Below are 15250 nucleotides of genomic sequence, written 5' to 3' on the forward strand. Positions count from 1 at the left end.
TTTTTGTGAACAAAGCTTTTTCTCATGAAAAAGCGTGTATAATAATTGGTGGATAAGTTATATAGAGGAGTTGGCAATTTTGGAATACATCATGTTACTTTTCATCGGGCTAATCGCCGGGACAGTCGGGAGTCTAGTCGGACTTGGCGGCGGAATTATTATTGTTCCGTTATTAATCGGATTACATAGCCTGTCACCACAACTTGCAGTAGGAACTTCAATGGTAACAGTCGTTTTTACGGGACTATCTTCCACCCTTACTTATATGAAGCATAAACGAGTAGATTACAAAAGTGGACTTATTTTATTTATCGGGAGTGGCCCTGGTGGTATCATCGGCTCGTGGGCGAATAAATTTTTAAACCAAGATACATTTTCTTTATATTTTGGGATTTTTCTTATTTTTGTCTCCATTCTTCTTATGTTACGAGACAAATTAAAACCCCTTTCTTTATCAAATATGACTGTAATCAAGCGCTCTTTTACAGATAACGAAGGAAACACTGTACACTATCAATTCCCACCGCTTCTCGCTATCTTTATCGCCTTTATAGTTGGTTTTATATCTGGATTATTTGGAATTGGTGGCGGTGCTTTACTTGTTCCAGCAATGATGCTACTTTTTGCATTCCCAGCACATATTGCTGTAGCAACTTCGATGTTTATCGTATTTCTATCAGCAATTGTAAGTTCTGCAACTCACATCTCCCTTGGAAATGTCAGCTGGATTTACGCATTAATTCTTATTCCTGGTGCATGGATTGGTGGAAAAATCGGGGCATATATTAATACAAAATTAAGCGGTAACGCCGTAATTAATTTATTGCGTATCACATTAATTATTCTTGGGACTAGATTAATCATTACTTCTTTTTTATAACGCGTTCTTTTTAGAATGCGTTTTTTTTATACACATGAATATAAAAATCCTCCTAAGAGAACAAATAAAATTAGACAAACACATAATAACATGTAATTGGAAATATGTACTTTCTTCACGTTGACCACTCCTATGACTGCGACTGTTATCTTTATGATAGCGAAAAAATAATTCAGTTGCAGTTACAAAGTGCTAACAATGCAAAATCATTTATTACAAATTTTATCCTTATATTTCATTTCTTTGTATATTCTATCGGTTTAATAAAAAAAGATGTCATATTGACATCTTTTTTAATGAAGAAGTGACCATCCCATAAAATCTTCATGTACTTGGCACGCCCTCTTATCGTTTCGATCATATAATTCAGCATAACTATCTGTTTCTTCATCATAAGCCATCGTATAAATAATTTGGCCGTCTACTTCAACGGATAACACGACTCCACCTTTCATCTCTTCTACATGAATGATGGCATTCGCTGGAATTCTCATATCCGTCATTTTTATCGCATCTAACAATATACTAAACCCCCTACAGCGTATTCATTGCTAGTACTATTACACACTAAATAGTATACTACTGTAATAGCATATATTTCGTCAATGAAATTGCTGTTGTAAAGTATATTATCTTTATACATATACGCTAAAATAAAAGAAATAGAGATGTTTAAATGGGGGGCTAACATTGATTTTACACAAAGGAGATGTACTATTCCGTCAAGGTGAGGACGGTCCTTTATATTTTATAAAAACAGGTTTATTAAAAGTAGTAAGGTTAGAAGAAAATGGAACACCATTTCTATTCAATATTATCGTTCCAGGAGAAACGATACCTCACCATTCTTTAATTTCACCGAAGGAATATCACGGTACAGCAATCGCTTTAATGAAAACAGAAGTTGAACCTATAATGAGTAATGAATGGTATGATCAACTTCAAGCGGATCCTGCATCATATGCAAATATCGCCATGCAATTACAGTCAAAATTAAGAATGATGCAGCAACGTATCGACCAATTGACGACCGTCTCTCCGAAAGAACGCCTTCACCGCTTACAAGAATGGTTCACACTATATTTAGGTGACATTCCTATATATGAAATATTAACGCAAACTGAAATTGGTCAACTGATCGGTATACGCCGTGAAACAGTAAATCGACTATTACGAGAACAAATAAAAAACGAGGTAAAATAACACCTCGTTTTTTTTGCTTCTTAAAGCTCAATTTATTGTAAACTTGCTGCTGGACCGAAAAATTCATAATGAATATGTTCTTGTTTCACACCTAAATCAGTTAGTACAGCATTTATATGTTTCATAAATGGTATTGGACCACAGAAATAAAACTCTGCTTCAGTTGTCGGAATAATAGTTTGTAACCATTCTCTTTCAACAAAACCTTCTTTATCAAAGTTCTTCATTTCTAAATCTTTTTCAGTTGGTGCAGAATAACAAGTATATGCTTTAACTTGTTCATATTCATTATCTACTGCCTCAACGTGTTCTTTCATTGCATGTGTATTACTATTTATCGCTGCATGAACAAAACATACATTACGTTTTGAATCTTGTTCAATTAACGTATTTAGCATACTCATCATTGGTGTAATACCTACTCCACCACTAATTAAGACAACTGGTAAAGTTGAATCCATATTTAATACGAAATCTCCTGCTGGTGCACTTACTGGTAACATATCGCCTTCTTTTACATGATCATGTAAGTAATTAGATACTTTACCATCCGGCGTATCTATACCTTTTTCTTTCTTTACACTAATACGATAATATTCTTTTCCAGGAGCATCTGATAAGCTATATTGACGATTATGTGTATATGTTTCACCTTCGATATTTATTTGAACCGTTACATATTGTCCTGGGATGAATGAAGAAACTTTCCCTCCATCTTCAGGTTTTAAATAAAATGACGTAATAACATCGCTTTCCTTCACTTTTTTAACAACTACAAAGTTACGGAAATCTTTCCATCCACCTTCTTTATGTGCCGCTTCTTCATACATCTCTGCTTCAATGCTAATGAATGCATCAGCAATGACACCATACGCTTCTCCCCATGCGTTTAATACTTCATCAGGTGCACCTGCGACCTCTTTAATTGCACGTAATAAACATGTACCTACAATCGGATAATGCTCTGCTTTAATACCTAAACTTCTATGCTTATGACCAATTTGTTTTACAACTGGAATAATAGCTTCTAAATTATCAATGTACGTTGCAGCTGCATAAACAGCATTCGCTAACGCTTGTTGTTGTCTTCCCTTTTTCTGATTTGTATGGTTGAAAATATTCAATAACTCCGGATGTTCCGAAAATAAAATTTCATAAAATCTCGTTGTAATTTCAACGCCTTTTTCCTGTAATAATGGTACTGTTGACTTTACGATTTCAATTGTTTTTTCACTTAACATTGTATCCCACTCCTCTATTTCCTTAACTGTTTTTAGTTTAACTGAATTGTATAATACAGATTGTGATTTTAATCACTATTAACACGGTGTTTTTGTGAAAAATATATGAACATTGAACTTACAAAATAAAATAAGCCAACTAGAATGCTAGCTCGCTTATTATTTAGACTGTATCGCTTGTTCAATTACCCTTATATCTTTCCCATCTCCAACTTCTGTATACCCCCAGATGTTCGTTTCACCCCTATATTTATTTACAATAATGTCTAAATCATGGTATACGCGATGTGCATACACTACATACTCAATATTTTGGAGCTCCACACCTTTTTTTACAATTTCATAGCTTCTATTTACATCACGTTTTATTTTTTCATTCTTTATGTCTGTATGTATATTTTTTAACGATGATTCTTGTTGTTGAAACCATTGTTTAAATTGGTTCCAGTCCCCTTCTGTATAATTCTCTGCTTTGCCATAATTTAAGAAATTATTATAACTTTCATGTGTCATACGAATAAAATCTAGTACTTTTGTCTCTTCTTGCACATCTTCTATTTCAGCTGTTGTACTTACCTCAGCGGGCTTATTCGCATAATGTAATAATACTTTCATAAGACTATAGCTCGCAATGATCATTACGATAATAATCACGAATACATTTAACAATTTCTTCATATACAGAACTCCTTCTCTACTAAAGATATTACAATGTATGACTATACTTGTAACATTCTCTCGTAGAAATATAATTCCTGTATAAATTCTTCCTATCATTTCGACAATATTCTTTTATACATTTCTCGTTGGCAAATGTTCTTGTAAAACAATATATCCTTCATAAGCTGCGTAGCCAAGTATAGCCATTAATCCGATATAACAAGCAAATACCGTCCATTTCGTTTTTGTATCCACTTTATAGTAGTTTTCCTGTTGTCTCTTTTCCGCATCCCATTCCTCTAATTTTCTTTCTGACATTTCAAATGCTTCTCTTATATGAATGGTATGTGTTTCTTTTTCATCTTCATACGGGACGTAATCCAGTGGCTCAAACTTCGGTAACAAATACTCTAACACTTCAATCTTTTGAAATTCTCCTGTTTTTAATTCTTTCTCTCTTTCTTTTTGCCTTAATACATTTATTTCATGTTGCATCATATATATATTTCGATGCACAGCACCAGTTTCTTTTAACTCCTCTTCAAGCCTTGCAACATATTCTTTCATTCCATCAATTTTATATCCTAATTCCTTAATTGGCTCATCTCTTTTTATTACTCTATACAATTCCATACAGCCGATAATAACAATAAATCCTCCCAAAATACTTTTAAAATAAATTGAATACCCAAGTAATAAAACAAGCCCCGCTCCCCAAATTTTCGTACTTACAACTGAAATAATCCGTCCCCCGTCTAACGGAGAAACCGGAATTAAATTAAAGAAATTAATCATACTTCCGAGTAAAATAATGAGCGCCCAAAACGGCTCTTTCGTTATCATATAAAGTGGAATAGCCGGTAAAAATGAAAATAATCCGAAAAGAGGTCCCATATAGGCAATATATGCTTCATCTTTTGCATTTTTAGGCATCTCTTTCATCCCAATAAGAGCGCCCATAAATGGAATAAATATTGCTGGCGATGTTGGTATACCTTTCCTTTTCGCAGCCCATAAATGGCCCATTTCATGAATAAACAACAAATAAATGAGCGCTACCCCAAATTTCCAACCATATATAACCGCGTACGCACCAAGTGATAGAAACATACTAAATACCGTTGAAAACTTTGCTAATTTAAAAATTGCAAATACCCACTTTAACTTAGAAAGTAAAAATAGCCCTATTGCAACAAGAATTCCCCATAATCCTTTTTTATTATTTTTCATATTCCTCTCCTTTATCTTTCATTAATGAATCATATACATTCATCAAAGCTTGTTCTTTTCTCTATTATGACATATTTTTTTCTATTGTTAGAAATAATGTTTATATAATCCATTTTTAGCCAAAAATATAAATAAAAGGAGGTGCACACAATTGAATTTACAATCTCTCATAATAGGCGCTCTATCGTTTTTAGCTTCAACTCTTATTTTTTATACTGTTAGTTACGTATTATTATTAGATTTGTTGCCCAATCACGTATTTATTGCCCTTATCATCCTTTCCGCTCTTATGATTTCTTTCCTTATTACACGAAAATCAATGAATGAGCCATCTGCAAAAGCAAAGTAATAGAGAGGGGCGTCCCCTCTCTATTATCATTTCCTAGGAAAGTACATATAAAATTGACAAATTTTTATTCACCCCAATCCGTAAAAACTAAATAAAGATTCACTTTACCTTTGTAAATTCATTTTTTCACCATACTCTTTAACAATTTGAATAATATTTTGAAAAACACCTATTTTTTCTTGTTTACTATTTAATATTTTTAAATCATAATTTTCATAATATGTTTCTAATGACTTTAATTGTGATTCTGAAGCACCTTGTACCGGAACAGTAGCATGCAATTCATACTGTTTATATCCTTCCTTTACCTTTTCTCCTAAGATTTTTTCACTCTCTTTTGCTCCAATTAATTTTTGAACTTTTTCTGGAAAAATAACCTGCAAATAGTATTTTTGTTCCTTCTCTAACTTGTTGTATAGTGATTGTGAAATCGTATACCGTACTGTATAATTCACTTTTTGATCGCCCGCTTTAATATGAAACGCGGTAATCTGCAAATCTTTTTTCGTTACTTCCGTTAAAGGACCTACTTGTATCTCATCTTCTTTTTGTTCTGATACATTTGGAAATATAGCCAAAAGCTTTTCTGTATCTTTTTTATTCAGCATATACATAGCTTTCTTATGTTGTATCCATCCTCGTCTATCCTCTCCTCTTAGCCATGCATAATATGTTTCCTTTTTCCCATCTCTACTAATTTGTATTTCATATTCAGGTTCACCGAAGCTACCTGTTATTTCTTGTTTTTCAGCTTTATCTATAATGTCTATTACTACATTAGCTTCAGATTCCTGTAACTTTTTCTCTTTATCTTTTTTTTGTATAACGGTTACCTCTATTGTTTCTCTCACTTCATTCACCGTCTCTTCCACTTTTTTTGTTTCTTTTTTTTGCTCAACTTGACTACAAGATGCTAGTAACATAGCAAATAACAACAATACATATTTCCTTTTCAACTGAATCCTCCTTTTACAATAAGAAACTCTTATAATCTTCATATAAAAAACAAAAACGTGACACACTATAAAATACGCTATACTAAGCATTGAAAGGAGGTCTTTTTCATGCCCATTAATTTTCACGATGCAAATAATAAATACACATACGCACAGCGAAACGCCCATATTTCTTGGAGAGAAATGATAAAAAATATTACAGACATACAAAACAAACGAATAATTGATATCGGCTGTGGTGGCGGGATTTATACGAAAGAACTTGCTCTTATGGGAGCAAAAAGTGTTGTTGGGCTTGATTTTTCAAAAGAAATATTACAAGCTGCAAAAGAAAACTGTAGTGGATTTTCAAATATTTCATTCATTCACGGTGATGCACATAGTACTCCATATCCTAACGATACATTCGACATTGTTATTTCGCGTGCGGTTATTCATCATTTGCAAGACATTCCTACATTTCTACGTGAAGCTTCTCGTATATTAAAGAAAAACGGTGTACTTATTGTACAAGACCGAACCATTGAAGATTGTACAATTCCTGGAAGCCCTGAACACATTCGTGGATATTTTTTCTCTATATTTCCGAAACTTATCGAAATAGAATCAAAAAGACGACCAAAAACCACCACGATACAACAAGAATTACAAAAATATTTTCTTCACGTGTTCCCCACTCAAACACAATGGGAAGTACGAAAAATACATGAGTCTGTCGAAGCATTATTGCAAGATTTATCCCCCCGAACAGGTCGATCCATTCTATACGAATTAACAGATTATGAACTTTCTCAACTTCTACAACAAGTACAGACTGCCTTACAAAACGTCTCTCCTATTATCGAAAGGGATAGGTGGACCATTTGGAGCGCCATGAAGTTGTAAGGAAGGAAGCCTCACAAAATAATGTGAGGCTTCCTTCTTTCATAATCTAATTTTGCAACACTCTTGATACCCTCCACTTCTGGCCTGTGCACTTCCACACTTCGGACATACTAAATATCTAGACTGATTTGTCAACAAACTACCTTTTTGAAAGAGTAAAACTTCTGCTTGTTTAAACGAACGCGAATAATATAACCACATAAAACCAATTATAGCAATAATGCCAAATAATACTCCCATCGCAAGCATTCCAGTCACCTCTTTTGGTTTGTTCTTTCCAGCAAGTGGATTGTTGTATTATTCTCTGTAAATTCAAATAATCCCTTCTTTACTCCTATAAATATCAACTTTCTCCGCAAACTTTACAATTCTCTACAAATTTTTACTCCCATTTTACAATCCAATTTACATCCCCCTTTACCTCAAAAAAAGAATATTACCTCAAATAATTCCGCATATAAATATATCTTTTTCAAAAAAATATTGACTTTCAAAAAAAAACATGTAACAATACTGTCAGAATACTTGAATAAAAATTCATTGACGAGAACGAGTACGTTATAGGACTGTCCCCCAGAGAGTTGGCGATTTGCTGAAAGCCAACGTTCAGTGCATAACCGAAAATCATCTCCGAGAAGTAGAACCGAATGTTATAGTAAGTTCTTACCGGCTGTCCCCCGTTACAAGGAACACGTATCATGTTGTACGTTGTAAAGCCGTATACATATAGACTCATTTCTACATGTATAAATTAGGGTGGTATCGCGGGTAAATATAACTCGTCCCTTTCTTTAGGGACGAGTTTTTTGTGTTCTTACAAATGAATGTAAAAAAGGAGGAAAAACAATGAACACTGTATCAAAAAAACATATTTTTTTCACGGGTCTTATGCTATTTTCTTTATTTTTTGGGGCAGGTAATTTAATTTTCCCTCCCATGCTTGGACAAAATGCAGGTGAAAACTTTTGGCCGGCAATGATTGGATTTTTACTAACAGGAGTCGGTTTACCACTACTAACTGTTATCGCAATTTCTCTATCAGGAAATGGTATGCAACAACTTGCAAGTCATGTTCACCCATTATTCGGAATATTCTTTACGGTAGTTGTATACATTGCCATTGGTCCTTCTATGGGTATTCCACGCGTTGCAAATGTCGCTTATGAAATGGGTGTAAGTTCTTTCTTACCAGAAACAATCCGTTCTAGCAGCCTAGTGCTATTTGTATATACAATCATATTCTTTGCTATCGTATATTGGCTGAGCTTGAATCCATCTAAACTTGTAGATCGCATTGGAAATATATTAACACCTATTTTATTACTCTCTATTTTCTTATTGTTTGTTAAAAGTGTATTTACACCACTCGGGCAATCAGGACCAGCGATGCAAGAGTATCAAACTTCCCCGATCTTCAAAGGATTTATGGAAGGATACTTAACGATGGATACCATTTCAGCACTTGCATTTGGAATTATCGTTGTAAATGCTATTCGCTCTAAAGGTGTGAATGATCGTAAATCCATTGCCATCGCAACAGCAAAAGCAGGACTTATTGCCGCTACTGGTCTCGTACTTATATATGGTGCGCTTGGCTGGCTCGGTACAACTAGCGTCTCGCTCGGATATGCAAAAAATGGCGGACAGTTACTTACTGTTATCGTACAACAATTATTCGGTCCATACGGCTTACTTCTACTAGCTCTAATCGTTACACTCGCTTGCTTAACGACATGTGTTGGACTCGTATCTGCATGTAGTCAATATTTCTCAACATTATTGACTAAATTTTCATACAAAACATTCGCAAGTATCATTTGTGCTTTAGGGTTACTAGTTGCTAACTTAGGTTTAACAAAAATCATTGCCATCTCTGTTCCAATTCTACTCGTTGTATATCCAATTGCAATCGTACTTGTTCTACTATCGTTACTTCATAAATATTTTGGTGGATATCGTTCTGTTTATGTAGGTGCTTTAATTGGAGCAGCTATAGTGAGCGTATTTGATGGATTAAAACAAGGGGGTATTTCAGTTTCATTTATCACATCATATTTTGAATTTATCCCTTTATATAATGAAGGCATAGGCTGGCTAGTACCTGCATTAGCTGGAGCTCTTATTGGCCTTGCAATCGCTAAGCTAAGTGGCGCGAAAAAAGTTCCCTTACTAACCGAATCTTGTGAAGTAAAAGCATCCTAAAAAAACTCCCAAAAGGGAGTTTTTTACTTTTGATAAGCAGTATGATTAAAACTGCTTATTTTATACGCTTTCGTATAATAGTCAATATTTGTATCCACTGTTTCTACTTTGACAACATCGTAGCACTCTTCTTGCTTTATTAAAAATAAATAGTACTCTTCTGTCGCCTCAACAATTGCAATTTTATCTGTTTCAACATTATATTGTTCACAAAGCGCTTGTAATGCGTTCACATAATCCCCTAATTTTTTTGATTTATCCATGCCAAATATCGTTTGAACTAGCATATACATTCTCCCCTTTGTATGTACTGTTAACAACTAAATGATAACGCTTACATTTATTAGCGTCAATAAAAAGATTTTGTACAAACTAATAACCAGTGGGGACCACCCCACTGGTTAAAATTTCACTTTCTCATTTCGTCAATTGATGTCGAAACGCATAAATAACTGCCTGTGTCCGGTCACTTACATTTAGCTTATTTAATATATTGCTCACATGTGTCTTTACTGTTTTGAGGGCAATAAACAACTCGTCTGCAATCTCTTGATTACTTTTCCCCTCTGCAATTAATAACAAAATTTCAGACTCTCTTTCTGTTAACTCCTCATGCAAAGGTTGTTCTTTCTTCTGACGCATACGAGACATCATTTTACCAGTAACTTTCGGCTCTAATACCGTTTCTCCATCATAAGTAGCTCGTACAGCGTCTGCTATATCACTCGCTCTTGATGTTTTTAATAAATAACTTGTCGCTCCGGCCTCAATAACAGGATACAATTTCTCATCATCTAAAAAGCTCGTTACAACTACAATTTTTGCTTCTGGCCATTCTTGAATAATAGCACGTGTTGCTTCAACACCATCCATCTCATCCATGACAAGGTCCATCAAAATAATATCCGGCCTTAATTGCAAAGCTAACTCTGAACCTTTTCTTCCATTTTCAGCTTCTCCAACTACTTCAATATCTGGCTGCGTTGATAAATATGCTGATACACCCATTCGAACCATTTCATGATCATCCACTAGTAATACTTTAATCATGATTCTCCCCCTCTCTCAATCATAATCGGTACTTTTACTTCTATTTGTGTACCTTTATTTGGAAAACTAAGCACCTTTAATGTCCCACCAATTTCATGAACACGCTCTTGTATTGACCTTAATCCGTAAGAACCAGCCTTATTCACTCCTACTTTAAAACCTACACCATCATCAATAATTTTCAATATTGCATATTGATCAATTTTTCGAAGACGCACTTCCGTTTTCTTTGCCTTCGCATGACGTAAAGTGTTAGATAGCGCCTCTTGTACAATGCGGAATAAGTGATCTTCTACACCTTTTTTTAATTGAATCGGTTCAATTAACCATTCAATTTTCATATGTTGCTTTCTAGATAGTTCTGTTAATAATTCTTCTATACCTTCTGTTAGTTTCTTACCTTCTAACTGTACTGGGCGTAAATGAAGAAGCAATGCTCTCATCTCTGATTGTGCATTTACAACCATATTTTCAACAAGTTGCAACTGCTTTTTCGTCGTTTCTGGAAATTCAGCTACTTGTTCATTAATAGCCGACATCATCATCGACATTGCAAAAAGCTGCTGACTTACAGAATCATGCAGCTCCCTCGCCAATCGATGCCTTTCTTGGGAAATCGCTTCTTGTCTCATCTCTTCATTCCAATGAGCTCGTTCATTCGTTACTTTTTGAAAGAGTCCAGCTTGCTCCTCTAATCGACGAGCCAGACCGATTACTTTTCGTTCCACTTCATGAAATTCATCATCTGCAGTAAACGAAACATCGCTTGGAAAATTCCCTCGCTCCACTTCAAATAGAAACGTATTTAACCCTTGTATACGCTGCTCTATATAGTAACCGATTACATATCCTACAATTCCCCCGATAAGTAAACTTGTAGTCATAATAAACAAGCCAATTGGAACAGAAGCGATGGATTCCTTCCATAATAAATCATATACTTGTTGCTCACTTTTCCATACATATACAATTGTACAAATGAGTGCGATACTAACTGAGGACAACATAGAATAACGAATATACATCCACGAAATATTTTTTTGTTTCTTCATTATACTTTCCTCACTTCCGTATCGCCTACGACAAGCGAAGAAATAATTTTAATACGACGAGGAGCCTCTTTATACTGCTCTGTTCTAAATGTAACATTGCGGTTAAACCCTGTCTCCTCATGACCTGGCAAGAGCACACGTCCGACAATAACAGAATGATTTAAAGACAGTTCAATATCATATGGCACATATAAACGAATATTACCAACGACACCCCGAATAACAATTACCGTTTCTCCTTCTGGAATCATGGCAGTTGTTAAATCTATTTCCACATCACAAGCACCATATTGAACATTTATATCCTCAAGTTCATAAATATGATCCATCATTCGTACATTGCCTACAAACATATTTTTCAAATATGGTTCTGTACGATATATTTGCTTCTCTTCGTCTATAATCCCTTTTTCTTTAATTTCAACCTTCATTGCCTTTTGCTTATGTCCTTGTTGAATCAATTGATAACCAATTAAAGCTAAACAAGCAAATACGACAAGAACAAATGCTGCTGATGAAAATAAGAAGAATAAAAATACGATACCACCAATAAATAAAAATACATTTCCCCGTACATAACGATTCTTTTTACGATAATGTCTTCCAAACATAAGCATAATAAATGCAAAAATGAGACCACCTGGTTCAAAATGTCCAAGTATCATATCAAGAAAAAGACCGAATCCAAATATGATGAGGAGCATCCCCATTAATTGTGTCTTTGAAAAATGTTTCTTCATTTCAGCTCCCCCCTTCTTGTCACATATACATAGAAGAAAAGGCATTGCTTTCCAACACCTTTTCTCCTATCACTATATCATAAGCCTGTTTTATAATATACTACTATTATTTTGTTAACTCTTTCGTTAACGATACATCATTCTTTTCTTTCATTTCACGCTCAAGCTTTGCAATCTTCATATCAAATGTATCACGTTCATGCTCCTCATTCATACGAGTTTCTAAGTCGCGAATATGATCTTCAATTTCTTCAAAGCGTAAGAATGGATTATTTTCATCCATTTTATGCATCGCAGTATTCATACGACGATTTGCATGTGCCATATTTTCACGTGCCATTAATTCCATACGTTTTGCGTGCATTTCTTTTAATTTATTTTTCATTTCAGAAAGACGACGCTCTAACTCATCAATTTGTTCTACAACACCTGTATACATTTCTTCTAATCGAGTTACTTGCCCTTCATAATAAGCTACTTCTTCTAATGCACGCTCATGTAGTTGTAATTCGCCTGCTTCTTGAGCGATGATCGCTTGCTTAGATCTTTTATTCACGAAATAACGTGCTTGCTCAAGCTCACGGGCAAAGTTAGATTTTAATGTTTTATGACGCTGAATTAACTTCTCAATTTTTGTTATTTCACGCTCACTATCACGTAAATATTGGTTTAACATAGCAATTGGATTTTTTCTTTCTTTCTCATCTAACACATTATGAAAATCTGCTAAAATTGCATCGCGTACACGTCCGAATAAAGATTGTTTCATTATAATCTTCCTCTCTTCTACTTTATAAATTTGATTGATTTTATATTAGTTTTTCATTAACTTGTTCCACTCATCTTCAAAGTTGCTATATGGTTTAGAACTTTCTGGAGCAGAATCAACAACTACATCTTTTTCTTTTTTCCACTCACGGTATCCGTAGTATAAAACTACTAATGCTGCAATACCAATTAATGCTGGGGAATGAGAAAGGGCGATGGACAAGCCGATCAAACCAACAATACCCCAAGCTAACTTTCCAAAAAATGATTGTGCTCGCACAAATGATTTATAGCTCCAGTACACAACTCCTGCTCCGATTGCGAATCCTACAATACCAGCAAGACTACCAAGAGCAATTAAAGCTAAAATACCAGCCGCGATAAACGCTAGAAATTGTTTCACCTTGTGCTTGCCTCCCTTCGATTTGATACTCTTATCTTAACTATTTTTTCTTTTTTCCATAACGAGCTTAAGAACCGTTTTTAACTCAGACTTAAGACCGAGTTGCATTCAGCCTTTTGTAAAAACATACGGTAGCATGGGATCATTCACTCTTTTCCCGCACATAAAAAGCCGTACAGAGAACATTCTCTGTACGGCTTTCGTTACTTTTCATACACTTCATTTTCATTATGCTGTTTTATGATACTCTTTCTTTTCCGCTACTTTAGAAAACCTCGGGAAACCAATTAATATAGAAATGATTCCACATACTCCAACTAAGATTGGATAAAACGCATATGGTAACAGTTCAATTGGAGATAACGCCGCAAATCCTGCTGCTGTTAACATTTGCGCACCATACGGAATTAACCCTTGCACACAGCACGAGAAAAGATCTAATACACTCGCTGATTTACGAGGATCAATTTCATATTGATCTGCAATGTTTTTCGCAAGCGGACCTGTAAATATAATAGAAATGGTATTATTCGCTGTACACATATTCGTCATACCTACTAAACCAGCTATACCGAACTCTGCTCCTTTTTTTGAACGAATGTTACGCGTTAAAATATTCATTAAATATTGAATGCCACCATTATATTGAATCAATTCGACCATACCGCCAATTAAAATAGCGAGTAATACTAACTCCATCATACCGCCCATTCCAGTCGTTACACTTTTAAAGAAACTCTCTAACGTATAACTTCCATCTAAAAGACCGATAACCCCAGATAGTACAGTTCCACCAGTTAACACGATAAGTACATTCCAACCAAGTAGCGCTGTAATAAGTACTCCTGCATACGGTAAAATCTTTATCCAGTCAAAGCTATGCGTTTTAATCTGCGTATCACTTCCTAAAGTAATGATTACTAATAGTACGATTGTAATAATAGCCGCTGGTAATACAATTAAAAAGTTCGTTTTAAACTTATCTTTCATTTCTGTTCCTTGTGAACGTACAGCTGCGATTGTTGTATCTGAAATAAATGATAAATTATCACCAAACATCGCTCCGCCAACAACAGTAGCCATCGTAAGTGCAATTGAGATATCAGTTTGCCCACTAATACCTACAGCAATTGGTGCTAATGCAGCAATTGTTCCCATTGAAGTTCCCATCGCTAATGAAATAAATGCTCCTATAACGAAAATGCCAGCTACGATAAATCCTTGTGGTAAAATTGATAGCGCTAAGTTAACTGTAGAATCAACGCCACCCATCCCTTTTGCTGTTTCAGAAAATGCTCCTGCCAGTACAAAAATTAGAACCATAATCATAATGTCTGGGTTCCCTGCACCTTTAGCAAATCGTTCCACTTTTACATGAAAACTTTCTTTACGATTCATTGCTAAAGCGACTCCTACAGCAATTGAAATTGCTACAAGTATCGGCAATTTATAGAAATCACCTGTAATAATTCCAGAACCAATAAATAGCGCCAAAAATATCCCAAGTGGTAATAATGCCAAACCATTTCCTCTCGTTTCTTTCAAAGTACCATCTCTCCCTAGTTTCAACCTTTTTCTAATGAATAACAAAAGACCTCTTCCAACGAGAAGAGGTCTTATACATCTATAAG

18 protein-coding genes and 1 other annotated feature are annotated in these 15250 nt (G+C 34.8%); of the genes, 5 read left to right on the forward strand and 13 right to left on the reverse strand.

What is annotated here, in order from left to right:
• Positions 1 to 79: 79 nt before the first annotated feature.
• Entirely contained in the window at positions 80 to 880 is an 801-nt protein-coding gene (locus tag QCI47_RS20785) for a sulfite exporter TauE/SafE family protein (protein ID WP_000455758.1), read from the forward strand.
• A gap of 293 nt (positions 881 to 1173) precedes the next feature.
• Here the strand turns inward: QCI47_RS20785 and QCI47_RS20790 are convergent, their stop codons facing one another.
• A complete protein-coding gene (locus QCI47_RS20790; protein WP_000882907.1) occupies positions 1174 to 1401 on the reverse strand; it encodes a hypothetical protein in 228 nt (75 codons plus the stop codon).
• Positions 1402 to 1570: 169 nt separating this feature from the next.
• Between QCI47_RS20790 and QCI47_RS20795 the strand changes: the two genes are divergently transcribed.
• Positions 1571 to 2083, forward strand: a complete 513-nt coding sequence (locus QCI47_RS20795) for a Crp/Fnr family transcriptional regulator (protein ID WP_000600590.1) — start codon at positions 1571 to 1573, stop codon at positions 2081 to 2083.
• Positions 2084 to 2115: 32 nt separating this feature from the next.
• On the opposite strand, the gene hmpA is transcribed toward QCI47_RS20795, so the two are convergent.
• The 3 genes from hmpA to QCI47_RS20810 all read right to left on the reverse strand — a co-directional run bounded on the left by hmpA (position 2116) and on the right by QCI47_RS20810 (position 5214).
• A complete protein-coding gene (hmpA, locus tag QCI47_RS20800) occupies positions 2116 to 3324 on the reverse strand; it encodes an NO-inducible flavohemoprotein (protein ID WP_000947704.1) in 1209 nt (402 codons plus the stop codon).
• Between the two features lie 159 nt (positions 3325 to 3483).
• Positions 3484 to 4002 (reverse strand): hypothetical protein, encoded by a 519-nt coding sequence (locus tag QCI47_RS20805; protein ID WP_000735216.1) that lies wholly within the window; start codon positions 4000 to 4002, stop codon positions 3484 to 3486.
• 114 nt (positions 4003 to 4116) lie between these two features.
• Positions 4117 to 5214: a site-2 protease family protein gene (locus QCI47_RS20810; RefSeq protein ID WP_000794507.1), complete on the reverse strand. Its 1098-nt coding sequence runs from the start codon at positions 5212 to 5214 to the stop codon at positions 4117 to 4119.
• Positions 5215 to 5365: 151 nt separating this feature from the next.
• Here QCI47_RS20810 and QCI47_RS20815 point away from each other — a divergent pair, with 151 nt between their 5' ends.
• Positions 5366 to 5563 carry a hypothetical protein gene (locus QCI47_RS20815; protein WP_001053353.1) on the forward strand — a complete coding sequence of 66 codons (198 nt, stop codon included), beginning with the start codon at positions 5366 to 5368 and terminating at the stop codon, positions 5561 to 5563.
• A 104-nt stretch (positions 5564 to 5667) separates the two neighbouring features.
• Here the strand turns inward: QCI47_RS20815 and QCI47_RS20820 are convergent, their stop codons facing one another.
• Entirely contained in the window at positions 5668 to 6519 is an 852-nt protein-coding gene (locus QCI47_RS20820) for a YhfM domain-containing protein (protein WP_061131234.1), read from the reverse strand.
• 108 nt (positions 6520 to 6627) lie between these two features.
• Here QCI47_RS20820 and QCI47_RS20825 point away from each other — a divergent pair, with 108 nt between their 5' ends.
• Positions 6628 to 7404: a class I SAM-dependent methyltransferase gene (locus QCI47_RS20825; RefSeq protein ID WP_001122122.1), complete on the forward strand. Its 777-nt coding sequence runs from the start codon at positions 6628 to 6630 to the stop codon at positions 7402 to 7404.
• A gap of 39 nt (positions 7405 to 7443) precedes the next feature.
• Here QCI47_RS20825 and QCI47_RS20830 read toward each other — a convergent pair whose 3' ends face one another.
• On the reverse strand, positions 7444 to 7653 hold the full coding sequence (locus QCI47_RS20830) for a hypothetical protein (RefSeq protein ID WP_000880630.1): 210 nt from the start codon (positions 7651 to 7653) through the stop codon (positions 7444 to 7446).
• Between the two features lie 282 nt (positions 7654 to 7935).
• Positions 7936 to 8194: a binding site (T-box leader), on the forward strand.
• A gap of 56 nt (positions 8195 to 8250) precedes the next feature.
• On the opposite strand from QCI47_RS20830, the gene brnQ3 reads away from it, so the two are divergent.
• Positions 8251 to 9606 carry a branched-chain amino acid transport system II carrier protein BrnQ3 gene (gene brnQ3 / locus QCI47_RS20835; RefSeq protein ID WP_309422149.1) on the forward strand — a complete coding sequence of 452 codons (1356 nt, stop codon included), beginning with the start codon at positions 8251 to 8253 and terminating at the stop codon, positions 9604 to 9606.
• A gap of 23 nt (positions 9607 to 9629) precedes the next feature.
• Here the strand turns inward: brnQ3 and QCI47_RS20840 are convergent, their stop codons facing one another.
• The 7 genes from QCI47_RS20840 to QCI47_RS20870 all read right to left on the reverse strand — a co-directional run bounded on the left by QCI47_RS20840 (position 9630) and on the right by QCI47_RS20870 (position 15164).
• Complete coding sequence (locus QCI47_RS20840) at positions 9630 to 9899, reverse strand: DUF3992 domain-containing protein (protein WP_001997062.1); 270 nt, start codon at positions 9897 to 9899, stop codon at positions 9630 to 9632.
• Positions 9900 to 10023: 124 nt separating this feature from the next.
• Positions 10024 to 10656, reverse strand: a complete 633-nt coding sequence (locus QCI47_RS20845) for a response regulator (RefSeq protein ID WP_000598709.1) — start codon at positions 10654 to 10656, stop codon at positions 10024 to 10026.
• Complete coding sequence (locus QCI47_RS20850; protein WP_353811941.1) at positions 10653 to 11708, reverse strand: sensor histidine kinase; 1056 nt, start codon at positions 11706 to 11708, stop codon at positions 10653 to 10655. The genes QCI47_RS20845 and QCI47_RS20850 overlap by 4 nt, the downstream gene beginning before the upstream one ends.
• Positions 11708 to 12448, reverse strand: a complete 741-nt coding sequence (gene liaF / locus QCI47_RS20855; RefSeq protein WP_000716087.1) for a cell wall-active antibiotics response protein LiaF — start codon at positions 12446 to 12448, stop codon at positions 11708 to 11710. The genes QCI47_RS20850 and liaF overlap by 1 nt, the downstream gene beginning before the upstream one ends.
• A gap of 106 nt (positions 12449 to 12554) precedes the next feature.
• Positions 12555 to 13217, reverse strand: a complete 663-nt coding sequence (locus QCI47_RS20860) for a PspA/IM30 family protein (RefSeq protein ID WP_000814144.1) — start codon at positions 13215 to 13217, stop codon at positions 12555 to 12557.
• A gap of 45 nt (positions 13218 to 13262) precedes the next feature.
• Positions 13263 to 13619, reverse strand: a complete 357-nt coding sequence (locus QCI47_RS20865; RefSeq protein WP_000808648.1) for a lmo0954 family membrane protein — start codon at positions 13617 to 13619, stop codon at positions 13263 to 13265.
• A 228-nt stretch (positions 13620 to 13847) separates the two neighbouring features.
• Positions 13848 to 15164 carry a Na+/H+ antiporter NhaC family protein gene (locus tag QCI47_RS20870; protein ID WP_000665478.1) on the reverse strand — a complete coding sequence of 439 codons (1317 nt, stop codon included), beginning with the start codon at positions 15162 to 15164 and terminating at the stop codon, positions 13848 to 13850.
• Between the last annotated feature and the right edge of the window lie 86 nt (positions 15165 to 15250).

The sequence above is a fragment of the Bacillus cereus group sp. RP29 genome (assembly GCF_040459765.1).
Classification (GTDB): Bacteria; Bacillota; Bacilli; order Bacillales; family Bacillaceae_G; genus Bacillus_A; species Bacillus_A paranthracis.